Consider the following 18,174-nt stretch of genomic DNA (forward strand, 5'->3'; position numbering starts at 1 on the left):
GTTAGGTTGGAACGATGACCTTGCTCGACATGACGGTGCGCACCGCAGACGGACTCGTACGCGGCCGGCGGGGCCGGCGCCTGCGACGCGGCACCATCAGCTGGCGCGGCATTCCCTTCGCGGCGCCACCGGTGGGTGGCGGCCGGTTCGCCGACCCGCAGCCGGTGCTGGCCTGGCCCGGGGTGCGTGACTGCACCCGTTTCGGCGACGCAGCGATTCAGGAGCGACGCTTCGCGGCCATCGCGCCCGGCCGCTACCAGCCGATGAGCGAAGACTGTCTCACCCTCAACGTGTTCTCCCCGGAGACCGCCTCCACCGCACCCCGGCCGGTGATGGTGTTCATCCACGGTGGCGCGTACATCCTGGGCACCACCGCCACCCCGCTTTACGACGCCTCGCTGCTGGCACGGTCACAGGACGTGGTGGTGGTGACCGTGCAGTACCGCTTCGGCGCCTTCGGGATGCTCGACTTCAGCGGGTACTCGACTCCTGAGCGCACCTTCGCCGAGAACCCAGGTCTCGCCGACCATCTCGCCGCATTGCGCTGGGTGCAGCGCAACATCGACGCCTTCGGCGGCGACCCCGACAACGTGACGGTGTTCGGCGAGAGCGCGGGCGCCAGTTCGGTGCTGGCCCTGCTGTCCACCCCGGCCGCGGCGGGACTGTTCCACCGGGCCATCGCCGAGAGCCCGGCACCCGACCTCATCGTCGCCAAACACGAAGCCGCCATCTACGCCGACGAGTTTGTGCGTATCCTGGCCGATCCCACGCGGCGTGCCTCCTCCGTCGCCGACCGTGGCGAGCCGATCGACCCAGCGCGGGCACGCGAATTGCTCGACGGCGCCGAACCGGCCGAGATTTTCCGCGCGGGCAATCGGCTGATGCGTTTCGCGCGTCACGCCGACCTGATGGCACCGGTTCCGTTCGGACCGGTGGCCGGAGGTGAACTGCTGCCCGCGCTGCCGCTGGTGGCGGCGCGCCACGGCGGCACCCATCCGGTTCCGCTCGTGATCGGCACCAATCGCGACGAGGGCAAGCTGTTCGACAAGTTCTTCAACATGCTGCCCGATGCCGAACGAGCGTTGGTGCGGGTGGAGGACGCCGGTGCCCGCGACGAGGTGATCGGCGAGTACGAGGGTGGCGCCGCCGACCGGCTGCGGCTATCCGCCGACGCCACCTTCTGGGCGCCGACCATCACTTTCGCCGACGCGCACAGCGCCACCGCACCCACCTACGTCTACCGCTTCGACTTCTCGACCCGGGCTCTCGACCTCGCCGGCGTGGGGGCCACACATGCCACCGAACTGTTCGCCGTCTTCGGCGCCTACCGGCTCCCGCTCGGCGTGGGACTCGCGGTGGGCGACTGGCGCGATGCGGGGCGCGTCACCGCCGACGTGCAGTCGCGGTGGGGCGGATTCGCCCGCACGGGCATCCCCGGCGACGACTGGCCGCGCTACGTCGACGCCGACCGCGAGATTCTCGTGATCGACCGGCACGACCAGGTGGAAGCCGACCCCGATGCCGGTCGCCGCGCGGCGTGGCAGCGGGCACACGCCACCCCGCCCGGTGGTGACACCGGGCGGGAACCGGTGGTCACGGTTCCCAGTGACTCGGCGGATCCGCAGCGAGAAACGACAACACCAGGGGATTGAACAACTCCGGCGATTCCACCGGGAGGATGTGGGTGCCGGGCAATACCGCCAGCCGACCCCGGGGCATGACCCGCGCCAGCGCGGTGGCGTGCTCGAGACGCACCACCCCGCGGTCGGCGGCGACGACGAGGGTCGGCGCGCTCACCCCGGCGAAGTCGTCGACCCGATAGTGCGGGCCGGAGCTCAGCAGGTCCAGCGTCTTGTCGTAGATCTCGTCGAACTCGGTGAGTCCGTCCGGTGACGATTCGAGGAATCCGGCCCGCACGAAGTCGACGATGGACGGCTCGCGCCGCGCGGCGCGCTCTATGAAGTCCGACGGCGCGGCGCCGTCGAGGTTCACGTAGCTGCAGGTGGCGACCACCCGGCGCACCAGGTCGGGGCGCAGCAGCGCGATGCGTAAGACCACGACGCCACCGTCGCTCCAGCCCACCAGGTGCGCCGGTCCGCCGATCACCCGGTCCAGATAGCCGATGACCTGATCGGTCATGTCGTCGAACGTGTACGGCCCGGCCCGGTCCGGACTGTGCCCGTGTCCGCTTCGCTCGGGCACGAAGACGTGCAACCCGGAGTCGGCGAACTCCGAGATCTGTGCTCCCCAGGTGGCCGCCGACGCGTAGGCACCGTGCACCAGGACCGTCGGGTGACCGTGCGGATCACCGGACTCGAAGTGCCAGACGAGGCGACCGTCGATGTCGAGATAGCTGCCGCCGTCGATGCGTTCACCCGCTCGCAGCGCCGAATGGCCAGAACCGGGTCGCGTTCCGATCATGCCCGCACCACCACCGGGAGGTGCGTGTTCCGCGGGGCAGCGCTCGGCCTCCGGACACGACGAAACCAGGTGTGGCTGAGCGCAGACATGGCGCCCATGGTCCCAGAGAAATCGCAGCCGAACGGACACGGATCGGACTCGAAACGGCAACGCTGCGCACCCGAAAGGCGCGAAACGACCACGCCGCGCCCGCGGAGCGACAGTTGCGCTACGCCATCAAGCCGCGTTGAGTAGCGTGGGGACGAAGGACTTTGGTTGCATGCGGTTTCGTGGATATGCCGACGTGTGAGTTCACCAATAGATGGGTGAAGCCTCTGGTCAGGGAAACAGCGGTTTTGTGAAGACAGGTTTTGTGAAGACAGGTTTGTGAAGACACGGGCTCATCAGCGGCGGTAAGTGGGTTGTCGACGATTCCGTGTTCGGCTTCGACAGAGGACTCGATGACCATTCGACGCGCGCGACACTCACTCAAGATCCCCACGGCACTGTCCGCGGTCTTCCTGCTCCTCGGTGCAATGGCGCTCGCCGGCGTTCCACGTGCATCGGCCGCACCGGGCGACCCGCCACCGCCGCTGTCGCTGCAGGCCGTCGGGGTGTCCCCGACCTTGACCTTCAGCGGTCAGCAGGGTCAGGCCAGCCTCACGTTGCCGGTGCCGCAGGATCTCTCGCCGGATGTCCTGAGCGGCGTGACCGATGTACCCCCGTTCGTCACCGGCGGCGAGGTCGACGTGGTGCAGGGTGACCGGGTTCTCTCGCGCACACCGATCTCGCGGGCACCCAATGCTCCGATCGCGTTGCCCCTGCGCGGTGTCGACGTGGAGCAGAATGCGGCCGCATTGACTCTTCGTTCGTACCTGACGGTGGACGGGACCTGCCAATTCGACCCCGACCAGGGATTCCGCATCCGCAATGCCACCGTCGCATTCACCGGGCGCGAGGCGATTCCGCAGACCGTGGCCTCGTTCCTGCCGCCGATCCTGCGGAATCTGGCGATTTACCTGCCCGACGACGTGCAGCAAGTGGAGGGGGCTGCCGCAGTCCAGTTGGCCACCGCCGTCGCCGGCAATTACGGAACCGCGGACTTCGGCATCGAGGTGCGTTCGCTGCCTCGCGGCACCCTGACACCACCGGACACCCCGGGACCGCTGGAGCGTCAGATCGTCGTCAACACGTCGGCGCCGCCCGGTCTCACGCTGCGGACATCGCCGGGCGGTGCGCCCTACCTGTTGCTGGGTGGTCCGGCGTCCCAACTCTCGGCGCAGGCGCAGTTCCTCACGTCCAACCTCGCGCCGATCGCTCAGAGCTCCGCGGCGGTCGCCGGCACGCTGAACCTCGCGCCGCAGTTGGCGCCCAATGTCCAGACGCTCGCCGACCTGGGTATCACCAACCAGACGGTGACATCGGCGGCGTGGCCGTCGGTGTCGATCGGGATCGATCAGACCCGCCTGGCGCGACCTTCGCGCAACATCCGGGTGCAGCTCACCGGCTCGTACACGCCCGGGCCGTCGGGCTCGACGGGTGTGCTGTCGGTGACACTCGGCGACGATGTCATCGCGACCATCCCCACCGACAGCTCGGGCACCTTCAATCAGTGGGTGACCCTTCCCGACAACCAGCTCGAGCGGTTCAACAATCTCACCGTCACCCTGCAGCGCGGCGATCTACGCGAAGGCTGTGGCAACGGGGTACGCAGTTCGCTGAGCGTGTCGGCGTCGGGCGAGATCAAATCCGAGCCCGCCGACCCGCCGGTGCCGCCCGGGTTCGGTTCGCTGCCGCAGGCCCTGATGCCCCGGACCCAGGTGGCGTGGACCAAGGGTGACGTGCCCGACGTCTCCCGCGCCGTATCGATCATGACTGCCCAGCAGCGACTGTCGGCGGTCCCGGTGGGCGTCGACGTGGTCTCGGTGTCCGACGCCGCGTCGTCGTCGCAACCCGCCCTGATCATCGCCGCGGACGGCACCGGCCTGCCCGGCGGGCTGAACCTCCCGGTCACCGAGAACTCCGGGACGGTGTCGGTGTCGTCGGGGTCGGGAGCCACCAGCAAGGTGACGCTGTCGCCGCAGGTCGAGTTCGGTTCGGTTCAGGTCACCCGATCCGGTGACCGCAGCATCGTGGTGGCCACCTCGACCAACGATGCCGCCGACCTCGACGCGCTGCTGGTGTGGTTGGGATCGAGTGACCGGTGGTCGACGGCGATCGGTGATGCCGCACTCAAGGTCGCGGGCAACGATCCGGTCTACCTGTCGAGTGACGCGCTGGGACAAGCCCCGTCGTCGTCGCACGACTGGGGCTGGGCGGTCGCGGTCGGTGTGGTGGCCGGCGGATTGGTGCTGGCCGCATTGGTCGCGGCGCTCACGCTGCGGCGACGGCGGGCCGACGAGCCCGACACCCCCGACGACGCAGCGTGATGACGGCGGCGACAGCCCCGGTCGAGGCGTCCCACGATCCGCCCGACCACGGCCATCGGCAGGGTGAACACACCGTCCGGGTCTTGGCCGTCCGCTGGGTGATCCTCGTGGCGGCCACGGTGATCGCCTACTGGAGCCACCTGGACTCGGTGCTCCAGGGAATACGGTCGCAGACGGTGATCACCTACGTGCCGGCGGCGCTGCTGCTGACCGCGATGGCCGCCTACGGTGTGACCCTGCGCCGTGGTCCCGAGCTGCCGATCTACGACCGGCAGACCGATGTCATCGTCGGCGTCATCCTGCTGGGCCTGTCGCTGAGCACCGACGCACTGCTGGCCCCACGGTTCACCGGCGGAATCTATTTCGTCACCCACCTGGACCTGCTCGGACTGTGGGGATTCGTCCTGGGCGCCTCGGTCCTGCTGTTCGGACTGCGACCGGTGGCACGGTACCGCTGGGTGTGGCTCCTCGGGCTGTCGGTGTTCCCGATCCCGATGCGCATCCTGGCGCTGCTCATGTTGGGGGGCACACCGTTCGCCGCGGGAGCGGCGATGGTCATCCTCGCCGTCATGGCATCGATGATCGCGGTTGGTCGCACGCGCCGCCTGGCGGTGGCCGGCGGGCTCATCGCCGGCGGGGTGGGCGTCATCCTGCTCTTCGCCGTCCAGCTCGTCCATCCGAGCGCGCCCACCTGGGTCTTTCAGACCCTGCCGCCCGTGGGCTGCGTGCTCGTCACCGGGGTGGTCGCCTATGTCGCTCGGCGGCGCAATGCTTCGCCCCGTCCGTTCGACAGGCCCCTCTACCCGCCGGCCGTGGCGCAGGTGGGCCGCGGACCGTGGGCCTGCCTGCTGGTGGTCACCGTGCTCTCGTTCTTCGTCCGGGTACCACCGCTGGACGGGCCGCCGAGTGTTTACGTTCCCGGACTGAACACCCGCCCACCCCTGACCGTGCCGTCCGACTGGGTGCAACTCACCGGAGCGCGGGAGTACGACTGGGTGTCCCGGCTCTACGGGCCGAATTCGCTGCTGGTGCGCCAAGAACTGGTACAGCGCGACGGGGATCCGGCGTTCGACAAGTTCGCACGACCCCGCAAGGTGGTGGCCGACAGCATCGAGACCGCCAGACCGGCTGCGCTGCAGTTGTATCCGCTGATCTTCATTTACGACCTCGTCGGCGACCGGATCAGTCCGCGCAAGCAGATCCCGCTGGCGCACAACGTCACCGGCCGCGTGTTCACGGTCGTCGACGACACCAACTATCTCACCTACAACCTGCTGTGGTGGGAATGGAACAACGGTACTTACACCCAGCAGGTGACCCTCTGGGCCGTCGACAACCACGAGACCTGGGCGCCGTTCCCCGAGCCGAAACTCACCGTGGTGCAGAACCTCAACACGCTCGTCACCGCCGTGTTGCGTGGCAATTCGGTGGTCGAGGACCTCAAGCCGAATCTGAAGGACGAGGCACTGCTGGTCGGTGCCGCCAACGACCTCATCGACGCGCAGGTGGCGTCCATACCGCAGGCAGGGGCATCGTGACCGACAAACAGTCCGGCGCGCGCTCCGAATCCGTGGTGGACGTCAATTCGACTGTCGCGCAACGTCTGTCCGACGAATCCTACCGGCAAGCCGCGCTCGACGACGCGGTCAACGGGCTGCGTACGCGCAACCCGCAGAAGTCGGCGTCGATCGCGTTCAGCCGCGGCCAGAAGATCATCGGCGCGGCGATCGTCGTCGTGCTGGTGATCTGCTTCGTGTTCTGGACCGTCGGCACCGCCGCCACGCTGGTCTCCATCGCCACCGTCGGCTACATTCTGTCGCTGCTCGACCGGCTGGTGATCTTCCGGCGCGGTCTGGTCAACGGCGCCATCAAGATCTCCGACGAACGGGCGCGGGCGATACCCGACGACCAGTTGCCGCCGTACACCGTCCTCGTTCCGGCCTACGGTGAACCCGAGGTGGTGGGTCAGCTGATCGCGGCTGTGGAATCGCTCGAGTACCCCGCCGACAAACTCCAGGTGCTGCTGCTCCTCGAGGAAGACGACGAGCCGACCATCGCGGCGGCAAACGAGGTGTCGCGCAACAACTCCGTCACCGTCGTGCTGACCCCGCCCGCACAGCCGCGCACAAAACCGAAGGCCTGCAATTACGGTCTGCATTTCGCCACCGGCGACATCGTGACCATCTACGACGCCGAGGACAAACCCGACCCGTTGCAGTTACGTCGGGTGATCGCGGCCTTCGCCGACCTCGACGACGACTCAGTGGTCTGTATCCAGGGAAAGCTGAGTTTCCACAACGTCTACGACAACATCCTCACCCAGTGGTTCACCGCGGACTACGGCATCTGGTTCGGCTACCTGCTGCCCGGGATGATGGCGAGTAAGGCGCCGATCCCGTTGGGCGGCACGTCGAATCACTTCCGCCGCGCGGTGCTCGACGAGATCGGCGCGTGGGACCCGTTCAACGTCACCGAGGATGCCGATCTCGGGGTGCGGATCGCCGGCTACGGTTATCGCACCGCGGTGCTGGATTCGGTGACGCTCGAAGAGGCCAATGTCGATCCCATCAACTGGATTCGGCAACGATCCCGTTGGTACAAGGGCTACATGCAGACCTGGCTGGTGCACATGCGCACACCCAGGGAGCTCTACCGCACCCTCGGCTTCATGGGATGGCTCCGGTTCACCCTGCTGATCGCCGGCACCCCGGTGATCGCGTGCCTCAACATGGTGTTCTGGCTGATCCTGCTGGTGTGGTTGGCCGGTCAGCCCGCGGTGATCGCCGACCTGTTCCCCGGGCCGATCTACTATCTCGCGCTGATCTCGCTGATCGTCGGCAACAGTGCCGCGATCTACATGACCCTGATCGCGATCCGTGAGGACGGGCGCCCGGGCCTGATGTGGTCGGGTCTGATCGTCCCGCTGTACTGGGTGATGATGAGCGTGGCCGCCATCAAGGGCATGTGGCAGATGCTGTTCAACCCGTCGTACTGGGAGAAGACCGCACACGGCTTGTCGTCGAACGACGGGACGTCGACGTGAGCAGGCGCCCGGGCTTGTGGATCTTTCTCGGAGCGTGGCTGGTCTACCTCGCGATCGGGGTGTATTTCGCCGCCTTCGCCCACGTGTACTTCGGCGATTCGCTGTCGCGGGTGCAGTCCGCGCAGAGTGTGTTGTTCAGTCGCGACCCCCACCTCGCGGCGATCGGATTCATCTTCACGCCGCTGACCGCGGTGGTGCAGTTGCCGCTGATCGCGCTGTCGCCGTGGTGGCCGCAGGTCACCACGGATTCGTTGTCGGCGGTGATCATGTCGTCGGCGTTCATGGCGGGCGCAGTGGTGCAGGTGACCGGCATCGCGCGCGACCGGGGAGTGCCGCGATACCTGACCGCCGCGGTGGCGATCTGCTTCGCCATCGACCCGATGATCGTGATGTACGCCGCCAACGGGATGAGCGAGGCCCCGTATCTGTTCTTCCTCGCGTGGGCCATCCGACGCCTCATCCGCTGGGTCGACACCGACGACGTGCACGAACTCATCGTCGCGGGCGTCGCGTTGGGGCTCGCCTATCTCACCCGGTACGAGGCCGCGGCCGCCGCGCTGGTCACCGGGATCTTCGTCGCGGCCCTCACCTACCGGCGCGCCGCACGCGGTGGAGAGTCGCGACGGCGCGATCGGGTCCAGGCGGGTCTACTCGACATGGTGCTCGTCGCGGCGCCCAGCGCGGTGGCCTTCATCGCGTGGGCATTCGCGAGCTGGCTGATCACCGGGAACCTGTTCGCCCAGTTCACCTCCGAGTACGGCAACGTGGCGATCATCCGCGAATCCGGTGGCTCCGGATCGACAGGTGGGCTGCAGGCACTCGGGTTCTCGGCGACCGAGTTGCTCATCCTCGCCCCGCTGTACGGGTTGTTGCTCGTCCTGGTGGTCTGGGTTCGCGCACATCGCAATCGGTTGATCTCGCTGGCGGTGCCTGTGTTGATCATCGGCGCGGTGCTGGGGTTCCAGATCTACAGTTACGCACGGGGTTCGACGTTCGGTTTCCTCCGCTTCTACCTGACCGTGGTCCTGCTGTCGGCGGTCACGGCCCTGCTCGTGGTGCCTGCGCGTCGTGCCGAACCGGTGCGCCGTCCCGGCCGAAGTGCGCAGCAGCCGGCCGTCGATCCCGGAGCAGGCCGCGGTCGCCGCTACGTCGCCGCGGCGGCGGTCGCGATCACGGTCGTCGCCGTCGCGATCCCGGTGACCCTGCTCGGCATGAGATCGCCGAAATTCGCGCCGCAGGAGTTCGCGTACACGGCGGTGGTCCGTCCACGACCGGATTCGACGAGCAAGCGTTACCTCGACTCCCAGCAGATCTTGCGATCGTTCTCCACCGAACGTCTTCTCGCCGAGTACTTCGACAGCCTCGACCTTCCCGAGGGGAGCGTGCTCACCGACACGGTCTACGGGTTCGGCGTGGTGGCCCAATCACGGCACCCCAAGCAATTCGTGATCCCCTCGGATCAGGATTTCACCGAGATTCTCAACGACCCGGCCGCGCATGGGGTGCGCTACATGCTGGCGGTCCCGTCGGACGGCCGCGGCACTTCCGACGCACTCAACGTCCGCTTCCCGACGCTCTACGAGAACGGTGCCCAGATCTCGGCGTTGGTGCTGGAGGCGCGCAATCAGGGCGCGGACCTGCCCGACTGGCGGGTGTATCGGGTGACGTCGCCGGTGCCGCGCTGAATAGTGGTGTGGTGGTGAATAACGGCGTGGCGGTGAATGGTGGCGTGGTGCCGCGAAATCTGTACAGAATGGGCGCCTCTGGTGAACGCGACCCGCGCTGGTGCGGGCCGCGTGTCTCAGAGCCGCCCGTTCTGTACGTCTCCCGACTGCTGTGTGTGACGCCGTCAAGGTGATGGCCCTCCCGCGCGGCAAACATGAGGTCGTCTTCGCACCGCCGACTCAGGTGATCGTCTTGTCCACGACGTCCCACGCCGGGTCGTCGGGCCCGATGTCGAAGGTGCACTCGTCCGGGCGCGGGTCGGGGACGAACGCCCACAGCAACGCCCCCGCGACTCCCGCGGAACGATAGTTCTCCAGTCGTGACCGGAACATCTGTGCACGCTGGGCAACCCCGCGGCAACTCCCGGCGTTGATGCCGATCTCGTTGACCACCAGTGGTTTCCCGAGTTCTCGGGCCTGGGCCAGGCGTGCCGGGAGATCGCTGCCCGCCGGGCCGGCGGCGCCGTCGACGCTGTAATCATGAAAGTCGAGCACGTCGAGGCCGTCGGAGCCGGCCACCCGCGCGAACTCGGCGCCCGCCAGCCCGCACTGATCACCGCCGACGAAGCCGGAGAAGATCGGGCGGTCGGGATCGATCGCACGCAGCTGTGCACCGACCGCGTCGAAGAAGTGACGGAGGACCTCGGCGCCGCCCGGCGGGCACAGCCGGTCGTGCCAGTGGCACCCGGCGGGGCCGCAGATGCTGGCCTCGGGCTCGCCCACCGGCTCCCAGCCCGCGATCACCGGTGAGCCCTTCCAGCGGTCAACAGCGGTGGTCACCCAGTCGGAATACGTCACACCACCGGGACCGCGCGCAGTGCGCCATCGGCTCTCGTACCAGGAGCGGTCCTTGAACTTCTCGTCCTCACAGTCGCCGCTGCTGCCTGCCAGCACGGGCAGCACCATCTGGTGGTGGCGTTCGGCGGCGGCGAAGACGGCGTCGAGTCGGGAGAAATCGAGTAGTCCGCTGTCGCGGTGGACGGCGAAGGCCGAATAGAGATTGAACCGCGTCAGGGCTCGCGGCGGCAGTTTTCCGAAGTAGTCGTCGAGATCGACCATCGCGCCGCAACCCACGTTGATCGACCAGTCGGTGCCCAGCTGGTAGGCGTTGAAACCGCTAGGCCACCACGGCGATCCGTCGAGGACGAGGCCGGTCGAAGTGGTGGTCACCCGTCCCTTGAGACGGTTGCCACCCGAGGTCGCCGACCCGTGCGGTGTGGTGGGGCGGGTGCAGGCGACGGCCATGCACAGCACGCCGACGATGCACAACACCCCGGCCACATTGCGCCACTGGCGCAACGAATACCCGACCATGTGCCGGAGCATACGCCCGGCCGTCGGCTACGGTCGGTGCAATGACACCCCGTCGGCGGCTGGGCGCGACCGCCCTTGCCATCGCCGTCTGCGCGGCCACCGCGGCCGGGTGCTCGTCGTCGGACAACTCGTCGTCGGACAACTCGGCGTCGCCGGCCGGTTCGACGGGCACCAGCTCGCCGCAGACCGAGAGCGCGGTGGTCACCGCACCCTCGCCGGCCACCGCGACCTCGACACCCTTCGTCGACCCGGTCCACCGGCCGCCCTACATCGACCACGTCACCTGGGTCGACACGGCCGTGGGCCCGAGTCTGCAGATCTATCCCACCCCGTCGGGGCGCGCGAGCACCTCCGACGACGGGGCGGCGGTGGCATGGTCGGAGGTGCTGGCGCTGGCGCCGGGGGCGAACACCCCCGGCATGCAGGCGCAATTCGACTGTCACTGGGATTTCGCCCGGGCGGTGGAGCCGGACAAGCCGAGCTGGAACATCGAACCCGACCGGCCCGTGGTGGATCGCCAGCAGATGATCGCCACGCGCTGCAATCCCGGTGGCCCCGAGGAGTGAGGCCGTCGTGCGGGTTACGAAGCGGCGGTGGCGGATTCGCGTCGGGTGATGTGCCGGCGGCGGCCACCGACCCAGCGGCAGATCAGGTAGATCACGAACGAGATGGTGGTGACGAACACCGAGACGGGCAGTTTGGGGGCCAGCGAGAGCAGCAACCCGCCCACCGCCGCGATCTCGGCGAAGAGCACCGACCACAGCACCGCACGCGTCGGGTTGGCGGTGATGCGTGCCGCCGCGGCACCCGGCGTGATCATCAGCGACATCACCAGCAGGGCGCCGATGATCTGCACGCCCTGCGCGCACGCCAGGCCCATGATGATCGCGAAGACCACCGACAGCGTCCGCATCGGCACACCGCCGGCCTGAGCCACCCGCGGGTCCATCGATGCGAACAGCAATGGCCGGTAGATCACGCTCAATACCGCCAGCACCACGACGGTGGTGATCGCGATCGCCCGCAGACCCTCGACGCCCACGCTGACCACCTGGCCGGTGAGCAGTGCGAAGCCCGTGCCGATCCGGCCGTAGAGCGCCAGGAACAGCACACCGAGTCCGAGGCCGAAGGCCATCACCACGCCGATCACCGAATCACGTTCGCGGGCGCGATTTCCCATCAAGCCGAACACCGCGGCGGCGATCACCGCGCCGATCACGCCGCCCAGATTGACGCTGACGCCCGCGAGTAGCGCGGCGGCCGCGCCGGTCACCGACAGTTCGCTGGCACCGTGCACCGCGAACGACATCTGCCGCACCACGATCAGCGGTGCCAGCACCCCGCCGAGCAGGCCCAGCAGGGCCAGCGCGAGCAGTGCCTGCAGCACGAAGTCGTAGTGCAGCAATTCAGCGGTCACCGAGAAGTCCCAGAGATCGCTCCAGGAGACGTCGGTGGCCAGATGGGTGGTGGTCATGCCGGCGGCTCCGGTTCCCCGCAGTCCGCACAGTGATGGGCGTCCTCACCGCCGATCACCACCAGGCGGCCGTGGACGCGCAACACCTCGACGTCGCTGCCGTAGAGCTCGGTGAGCGTTTCGCTGGTCATCACCTCGGCGGTGGTCCCGATGCGGAAGCGCCCGCCCACCAGGTAGAGCACGCGGTCGACATAGGGCAGGATCGGATTGATCTCGTGGGTGACGAACACGACCGCTGTGTCTTCCCGCCGCCGGTGGGCGTCGATGAGTTCGACCACCCGCTCCTGATTGGCGGGGTCGAGACTGGCCAGCGGCTCGTCGCACAGCAGCAGGCGCGGATCGGTGGTGAGCGCCTGCGCGATGCGTAACCGCTGCTGTTCGCCGCCGGAGAGCAGCCCCACCGGGGCGTCGGCGTAGGTGGTGGCGCCCACCTCGGCGAGTGCCGCGTCGACGCGTTCGCGTCGCCGTCGCCAGCCCCGGAGTCCCATACCCCAACGGGCGCCGTCCACGCCGAACCCCACCAGGTCACGACCTCGCATGGCCATCGGGTCGGCGTCGTCGGCGTGCTGTTGCGGGATGTAACCGATCGCATCGGTCACGGTCAGTTCCCCGGCGTTGAGCGGGTACTGGTGCAGCAGCGTACGCAGAAACGACGTCTTGCCCGAGCCGTTGGGGCCCAGGACGGCGACGAACTCACCGGGCGCGATGTCGAGGTCGAGGTCGTCCCACAGCACACGGTCGCCGAATGCGAGCCGCGCATGGGAGAACCGCGCGACCGGTGTCGTGCTCCCGGCCGGGGTCGGGCCCGTCACTTCGCCAGGGCCGCCGACAGCGCAGTGATCTGCTTCTGCTGCCAGGTGATGTAGTCGGTCACGCCCTCGGGGAGGGTTTCGGTGAAGTCCACCACCGGAACGTTGGCAGACTTTGCCACCGCCAGCAACGCCTCGGTCACCGAGTCCACCGCCTGGGTGTTGTAGATCAGGGCACTCACCTTGCGTTCGGTGAGCAGATCCTGCATCGCGGCGCGGTCGGCCGCCGAAGGCGACTGGCCCTCCTCGACCGCGGCGGTGAACCCGGCCGGCGCCGCGTCGACGAGTCCCGCCTCGGTCAGCAGGTAGGCGGCCAGCGGTTCGGTCTGGGCTACCCGGGTTCCGTCGTGGGCGGCCTTGATGGTGGCGAGTTCGGTGCGCAGGCCGTCGATCTTGCCGTTGAATGCGGTGGCGTTGGCCCGATAGGTGGCGGCATGCGACGGGTCCTTGTCGGCCAGCGCGTCGGCGATCTTGGTGGCCACCTCGCCGACCACCGGCAGGTTGTAGAAGACGTGCTCGTTGGCGTCCTTCGTACCGCCCATCACCTCGAACGCGTTGATCACGGTGCCCGAGGTCTGCTGCGACGCCTTCTCCATGTATTCGTCGTAGTGGCCGCCGTTCATCACCACCACGTCGGCGTCGGCGACCTTCGCGGAGTCGACCGCCGAGGGTTCGAACTCGTGCGGGTCGCCCGACGGGTCGGAGTAGAGCGCGGTGACCGTCGCGTCCTGGCCGGCGACCGCGGACGCCACCGCAGCCCAGACATTCGTGGAGGTCACCACGGTGGGCTTGCCGTCCGACGCGGTTCCCGAACCGCTCGAGCATCCCGCGACGATCACGACCAGCAGACCGGTCGCCAGCATCGCCACCGCAGCCATCGCACGCTTCATCTCGTCCATCTTTCGCTAATGACAATCGTTACCGAAAGGAGTGTAACACCGCCCGGACATGCGGCCATCGGCATCGCCGCGCGCGGGTTTCTCTAAGCTGGAGTGATGACGTCCCTGGTGCCGCGGCGAGTCGCGCTGATCTCGGTACACACCTCTCCGTTGGCGCAGCCCGGCACCGGCGACGCGGGGGGCATGAACGTCTACGTCTGGCAGACCGCGCAACGCCTCGCCCGCCGCGGCGTGGAAGTGGAGATCTTCACCCGCGCCACGTCGTCGTCCGACGCGCCGGTGGTGGAGGCGGCGCCCGGTGTGACCGTGCGCCATGTGGCGGCCGGACCGTTCGAGGGACTCGACAAACAGGATCTGCCCGCCCAGTTGTGCGCGTTCACCGCGGGCGTGCTGCGCGCCGAGGCCGTGCAGCGGCCCGGCTACTACGACCTGATCCACTCGCACTACTGGTTGTCGGGGCAGGTGGGCTGGCTGGCCCGCGACCGGTGGGGCGTGCCGCTGGTGCACACCGCGCACACGCTGGCCGCGGTGAAGAACGCCGCGCTCGCGGTCGGTGACACCGCCGAGCCGATGCTGCGCGTGATCGGCGAGCAACAGGTGGTCGACGAGGCCGACCAGCTCGTCGCGAACACCCAGACCGAGGCGCACGAGTTGGTCTCGATGTACCGGGCCGAACCCGCTCGGGTGGATGTGGTGACGCCCGGCGCCGATCTCGATTGCTACACACCGGGTTCCGCGGATGCGGCACGCCGGGCACTGGGCCTGCACCCCGATTCGATGCTGCTGACCTTCGTCGGCCGCATCCAGCCGCTGAAGGCCCCCGACATTCTGCTGCGCGCGGCGGCACCGCTGATCGAGCGAACCCGTGACGCGCGGCGGCCGGTTCGACTGCTGGTGGTCGGCGGTCCGTCGGGCAACGGGGTGCAGACGCCGTCGGCGATGGTCGACCTCGCCGCGGAACTGGGGATCTCCGACGCCGTCACCTTTTTGCCGCCACAACCCGCCGGCCGCCTGGCCGACGTGTATCGGGCATCGGATGTTGTTGCCGTGCCGAGCTATTCGGAGTCGTTCGGCCTGGTTGCGATCGAAGCGCAGGCGTGCGGTACCCCGGTGATCGCGGCCGACGTCGGCGGGCTGGGAGTTGCCGTCGCCGACGGACGCAGCGGGGTGCTCGTCGACGGGCACCGGATCGACGACTGGACGAACGCGCTGGAGAAACTGGTGTCGTCGCCCGACGAGTTGTCGGCGATGCGTGCGCACGCACGCGCACACGCGGAGCAGTTCTCCTGGGACCGCACCGTCGACGCCTTGCAGGACAGTTACGCACGCGCGATGGCGTCGTTCGCGGTTGCCCCGGGGACACGTCCGACACCCGGCGCGGGCTCCGTGCCCGGCCGGTTGTCGGGGATGCGCTGGCGCCGGCGCAGCAGGGCCACCGCCTGATCGAGGAGATCGGGTGCCAACGCACACGGACAGGAGTGATGCTCGATGAGTCACACCGATAATCTCGCCCTGCTCGAAGAGGTACTCACCGAGCGCGAGATCGCTTTCACCCGAAAGAGTTCGGGCGGTGCGCAGTCGGAGCACGTGGTGCTCGAACTGCCGGGGGAGAAGAAGCTCAAGACCACGGTGCTGTTGACCGCCGGCACGCACGGGGTCCGTGTGGAGGCGTTCGTGTGTCGTCACGCCGACGAGAACCACGAGTCGGTGTATCGCTATCTGCTCAAACGTAATCGGCGTCTCTATGGGGTCGCCTACACCATCGACAACATCGGCGACATCTATCTGGTGGGTCGCATCTCGAACGACGCTCTCACCCCCGACGAGGTGGATCGGGTTCTCGGGCAGGTCCTCGAGGCCGCCGACGGCGACTTCAACACGCTGCTCGAACTCGGCTTCGCCAATTCGATTCGGCGCGAATGGGCGTGGCGGGTGTCGCGCGGCGAGTCGCTGCGCAACCTGCTCGCCTTCGAGCACCTCATCGACAAGGAGTCGCTGCCCGAGCCCACCGGTGAGCGGAGCGACGAACTCCCCACCTGAGTCGAGCGTGCCCACTTTCGCGTCGAGCGTGCCCGGTTTCGCGTCGAGCGTGCCCGGATCGGCGTCGAGCGTGCCCGGTTCGGCGTCGAGCGTGCCCGGTTTCGCGTTGAGCGTGCCCACTTTCTCGTCGAGCGTGCCCGGATCGGCGTCGAGCGTGCCCACTTTCGCGTCGAGCGTGTCCACTTTCGCGTCGAGCGTGCCCGGATCTGCGTTGAGCGTGCCCGGCCAATCGGTCAATTCCGACGGAGATGCGCGTCACAAGGTGGCAACCAGTGTTGATACGCTCATCCCCACAGACCGGCCAACGGAGGTGCCATGAGCTTCAAGAGTCCCTACCCAGATGTCGACATCCCCAACGTCAGTGTCTATGACTTCCTGTTCGGCGACATCGACGAGGCCGATCTCGATCGCGTGGCGCTCATCGATCCCAAGACCGACACCAAGACCACTTACCGGCAGCTGATCGGCAGCATCAACGCGGCCGCCGGTGCCCTTGCCGCCCGGGGTATCGGGGTGGGCGACGTGGTGGGCATTCTGTCGCCCAATCTCCCGGTGTTCGCCACCGTCTTCCACGGCATCTTGCGCGCCGGTGCCACCGCAACCACGATCAACGCGCTGTTCACCGCTCCCGAGATCGCCAAGCAGCTCAAGGATTCTGGCGCCAAGACGCTGGTCACCATCTCGCCGATGGCGCCGCAGGCACTCGAGGCCGCCGCCGAGGCGGGCATCGCCGACGACAGTGTGTACATCCTCGACGGTGAGGGGCTCGCGGCTTCCGGACACCCCAACGCCGCCGACCTGATCGGTCCCAACCTGCCCGCACCCGATGTTTCGTTCGACCCGAAGACCCACGTCGCGGTGCTGCCCTACAGCTCCGGAACCACCGGAAATCCCAAGGGCGTCATGCTCAGTCACACCAACCTGGTGGCCAATGTCGCGCAGATCGCGCCGCTGCAGGGGATGGCCTCCGACGACGTGATCATGGCCGTGTTGCCGTTCTTCCACATCTACGGCATGACGGTGCTGCTCAACGCCGCGCTGCGCGTGCGCGCGAGCCTGGTGGTGATGCCGCGATTCGATCTCGTCGAGTTCCTGGAGAGCATTCAGAAGTACAAGGTCACCTACGCGTTCATCGCGCCGCCGGTGGCCGTCGCGCTGGCCAAGCACCCCATCATCGACAAGTACGACCTGTCGTCGCTGCACACCATGCTCTCCGGTGCCGCGCCGCTCGACGACGAACTCGGCAAGGCGGTGGCCAAGCGACTCAACCTGCACATGCTGCAGGGTTACGGCATGAGCGAGTTGTCGCCGGTGAGCCACCTGATTCCCTTCGACACCACTGCCGCGCTCGGCCTCGAAGAGCCGCCGTTGTCGTCGACCGGATGGGCGATTCCCAACAGCGAGAACAAGATCGTCGACCCGGCCACCGGCGCGGATCTGCCGCTGCCGACCGAGGGCTTGTCGGAGCCCGGTGAGCTGTGGGTGAAGGGCCCGAACGTGATGCTCGGCTACCTCAACAACGAGCAGGCCACCGCAGACACCATCGACGCCGACGGCTATCTGCACACCGGCGACATGGCACAGGTGGACCCCACCGGCTGCGTCTACATCGTCGACCGGCTCAAGGAACTCATCAAATACAAGGGCTACCAGGTGCCGCCGGCCGAACTCGAGGCACTGCTGCTCACGCATCCCAAGATCGCGGACACGGCGGTGGTCGGCGTGATCGAGGAGGAGTCGGGCGAGGAGATCCCCAAGGCCTACGTCGTGGTGCAGGCGAAGGTGGAACTCACCGAGGACGAGGTGATGGAGTTCGTCGCGACAAAGGTGGCCCCGCACAAGAAGGTGCGGGAGGTCGAGTTCATCGAGGCCATCCCGAAGTCCGCGTCGGGCAAGATCCTGCGCAAGGATCTCCGCAAGTAGCCGCGCGCCGGCCCGCTGGTTGAGTGTCTTCCCGCTGGGTGCGGGTCTGTCGCGCTGGTTGAGCGACGCCCGCTGGTTGAGCGACGCCCGCTGGTTGAGCCCTCCGCGCTGGTTGAGCG

General features: G+C 67.8%; 15 protein-coding genes. 10 read left to right on the top strand and 5 right to left on the bottom strand.

All coding sequences use genetic code 11. The features are described from left to right. Window positions 1–14 precede the first annotated feature (14 nt). Window positions 15–1,652, top strand: coding sequence for a carboxylesterase/lipase family protein (locus tag ACWDSI_RS09930; RefSeq protein WP_449746908.1), 1,638 nt, complete (start codon window positions 15–17; stop codon window positions 1,650–1,652). Here the strand turns inward: ACWDSI_RS09930 and ACWDSI_RS09935 are convergent. Continuing rightward, window positions 1,594–2,421, bottom strand: coding sequence for an alpha/beta fold hydrolase (locus ACWDSI_RS09935; protein WP_449756433.1), 828 nt, complete (start codon window positions 2,419–2,421; stop codon window positions 1,594–1,596). The genes ACWDSI_RS09930 and ACWDSI_RS09935 overlap by 59 nt on opposite strands. A 440-nt stretch (window positions 2,422–2,861) precedes the next feature. Between ACWDSI_RS09935 and ACWDSI_RS09940 the strand changes: the two genes are divergently transcribed. The 4 genes from ACWDSI_RS09940 to ACWDSI_RS09955 are packed head-to-tail and all read left to right on the top strand — an operon-like array spanning window position 2,862 to window position 9,557. Further along, window positions 2,862–4,829, top strand: a complete 1,968-nt coding sequence (locus ACWDSI_RS09940) for a hypothetical protein (RefSeq protein WP_449756434.1) — start codon at window positions 2,862–2,864, stop codon at window positions 4,827–4,829. Continuing rightward, complete coding sequence (locus tag ACWDSI_RS09945) at window positions 4,829–6,367, top strand: hypothetical protein (protein ID WP_449756435.1); 1,539 nt, start codon at window positions 4,829–4,831, stop codon at window positions 6,365–6,367. The genes ACWDSI_RS09940 and ACWDSI_RS09945 overlap by 1 nt, the downstream gene beginning before the upstream one ends. Next, a complete protein-coding gene (locus ACWDSI_RS09950; RefSeq protein ID WP_449746912.1) occupies window positions 6,364–7,872 on the top strand; it encodes a glycosyltransferase in 1,509 nt (502 codons plus the stop codon). Before ACWDSI_RS09945 ends, ACWDSI_RS09950 begins: the two co-directional genes overlap by 4 nt. Beyond that, a complete protein-coding gene (locus ACWDSI_RS09955; RefSeq protein WP_449746913.1) occupies window positions 7,869–9,557 on the top strand; it encodes an ArnT family glycosyltransferase in 1,689 nt (562 codons plus the stop codon). Before ACWDSI_RS09950 ends, ACWDSI_RS09955 begins: the two co-directional genes overlap by 4 nt. A 219-nt stretch (window positions 9,558–9,776) precedes the next feature. Here ACWDSI_RS09955 and ACWDSI_RS09960 read toward each other — a convergent pair whose 3' ends face one another. After that, window positions 9,777–10,910 carry a beta-mannosidase gene (locus ACWDSI_RS09960; RefSeq protein ID WP_449756436.1) on the bottom strand — a complete coding sequence of 378 codons (1,134 nt, stop codon included), beginning with the start codon at window positions 10,908–10,910 and terminating at the stop codon, window positions 9,777–9,779. A 41-nt stretch (window positions 10,911–10,951) separates the two neighbouring features. Between ACWDSI_RS09960 and ACWDSI_RS09965 the strand changes: the two genes are divergently transcribed. Further along, window positions 10,952–11,476: a DUF2599 domain-containing protein gene (locus ACWDSI_RS09965; RefSeq protein ID WP_449756437.1), complete on the top strand. Its 525-nt coding sequence runs from the start codon at window positions 10,952–10,954 to the stop codon at window positions 11,474–11,476. Between the two features lie 14 nt (window positions 11,477–11,490). Here ACWDSI_RS09965 and ACWDSI_RS09970 read toward each other — a convergent pair whose 3' ends face one another. Genes ACWDSI_RS09970 through ACWDSI_RS09980 form a run of 3 tightly spaced genes read right to left on the bottom strand, consistent with a single transcriptional unit; the run spans window position 11,491 to window position 14,083 of the window. Then, window positions 11,491–12,384 carry a metal ABC transporter permease gene (locus ACWDSI_RS09970; protein ID WP_449756438.1) on the bottom strand — a complete coding sequence of 298 codons (894 nt, stop codon included), beginning with the start codon at window positions 12,382–12,384 and terminating at the stop codon, window positions 11,491–11,493. Next, the gene (locus tag ACWDSI_RS09975) at window positions 12,381–13,196 is read right to left on the bottom strand and encodes a metal ABC transporter ATP-binding protein (protein ID WP_449756439.1); all 816 of its coding nucleotides are present in this window, start codon (window positions 13,194–13,196) and stop codon (window positions 12,381–12,383) included. The genes ACWDSI_RS09970 and ACWDSI_RS09975 overlap by 4 nt, the downstream gene beginning before the upstream one ends. Continuing rightward, window positions 13,193–14,083 (bottom strand): metal ABC transporter solute-binding protein, Zn/Mn family, encoded by an 891-nt coding sequence (locus ACWDSI_RS09980; protein WP_449756497.1) that lies wholly within the window; start codon window positions 14,081–14,083, stop codon window positions 13,193–13,195. The genes ACWDSI_RS09975 and ACWDSI_RS09980 overlap by 4 nt, the downstream gene beginning before the upstream one ends. A 105-nt stretch (window positions 14,084–14,188) precedes the next feature. Here ACWDSI_RS09980 and mshA point away from each other — a divergent pair, with 105 nt between their 5' ends. Genes mshA through ACWDSI_RS10000 form a run of 4 tightly spaced genes read left to right on the top strand, consistent with a single transcriptional unit; the run spans window position 14,189 to window position 18,055 of the window. Then, on the top strand, window positions 14,189–15,535 hold the full coding sequence (gene mshA, locus ACWDSI_RS09985) for a D-inositol-3-phosphate glycosyltransferase (protein WP_449756440.1): 1,347 nt from the start codon (window positions 14,189–14,191) through the stop codon (window positions 15,533–15,535). Window positions 15,536–15,580: 45 nt separating this feature from the next. Beyond that, window positions 15,581–16,132, top strand: coding sequence for a YbjN domain-containing protein (locus ACWDSI_RS09990; RefSeq protein WP_449756441.1), 552 nt, complete (start codon window positions 15,581–15,583; stop codon window positions 16,130–16,132). A gap of 7 nt (window positions 16,133–16,139) precedes the next feature. Further along, entirely contained in the window at window positions 16,140–16,451 is a 312-nt protein-coding gene (locus tag ACWDSI_RS09995) for a hypothetical protein (protein ID WP_449756442.1), read from the top strand. Then, window positions 16,448–18,055: an AMP-binding protein gene (locus ACWDSI_RS10000; protein ID WP_449746922.1), complete on the top strand. Its 1,608-nt coding sequence runs from the start codon at window positions 16,448–16,450 to the stop codon at window positions 18,053–18,055. Before ACWDSI_RS09995 ends, ACWDSI_RS10000 begins: the two co-directional genes overlap by 4 nt. Window positions 18,056–18,174 lie beyond the last annotated feature (119 nt).

Source organism: Gordonia sp. NPDC003429 (assembly GCF_053588575.1).

What these genes read in the sequence shown, in the direction of transcription:
- ACWDSI_RS09980 (WP_449756497.1), bottom strand. Translation starts at nt 14,083, where the DNA reads ATGAAGCGTGCGATGGCTGCGGTGGCGATGCTGGCGACCGGTCTGCTG.
- ACWDSI_RS09990 (WP_449756441.1), top strand. Translation starts at nt 15,581, where the DNA reads ATGAGTCACACCGATAATCTCGCCCTGCTCGAAGAGGTACTCACCGAG.
- ACWDSI_RS09945 (WP_449756435.1), top strand. Translation starts at nt 4,829, where the DNA reads ATGACGGCGGCGACAGCCCCGGTCGAGGCGTCCCACGATCCGCCCGAC.
- ACWDSI_RS10000 (WP_449746922.1), top strand. Translation starts at nt 16,448, where the DNA reads ATGAGCTTCAAGAGTCCCTACCCAGATGTCGACATCCCCAACGTCAGT.
- ACWDSI_RS09960 (WP_449756436.1), bottom strand. Translation starts at nt 10,910, where the DNA reads ATGGTCGGGTATTCGTTGCGCCAGTGGCGCAATGTGGCCGGGGTGTTG.
- ACWDSI_RS09930 (WP_449746908.1), top strand. Translation starts at nt 15, where the DNA reads ATGACCTTGCTCGACATGACGGTGCGCACCGCAGACGGACTCGTACGC.
- mshA (WP_449756440.1), top strand. Translation starts at nt 14,189, where the DNA reads ATGACGTCCCTGGTGCCGCGGCGAGTCGCGCTGATCTCGGTACACACC.
- ACWDSI_RS09965 (WP_449756437.1), top strand. Translation starts at nt 10,952, where the DNA reads ATGACACCCCGTCGGCGGCTGGGCGCGACCGCCCTTGCCATCGCCGTC.
- ACWDSI_RS09940 (WP_449756434.1), top strand. Translation starts at nt 2,862, where the DNA reads ATGACCATTCGACGCGCGCGACACTCACTCAAGATCCCCACGGCACTG.
- ACWDSI_RS09935 (WP_449756433.1), bottom strand. Translation starts at nt 2,421, where the DNA reads ATGATCGGAACGCGACCCGGTTCTGGCCATTCGGCGCTGCGAGCGGGT.
- ACWDSI_RS09970 (WP_449756438.1), bottom strand. Translation starts at nt 12,384, where the DNA reads ATGACCACCACCCATCTGGCCACCGACGTCTCCTGGAGCGATCTCTGG.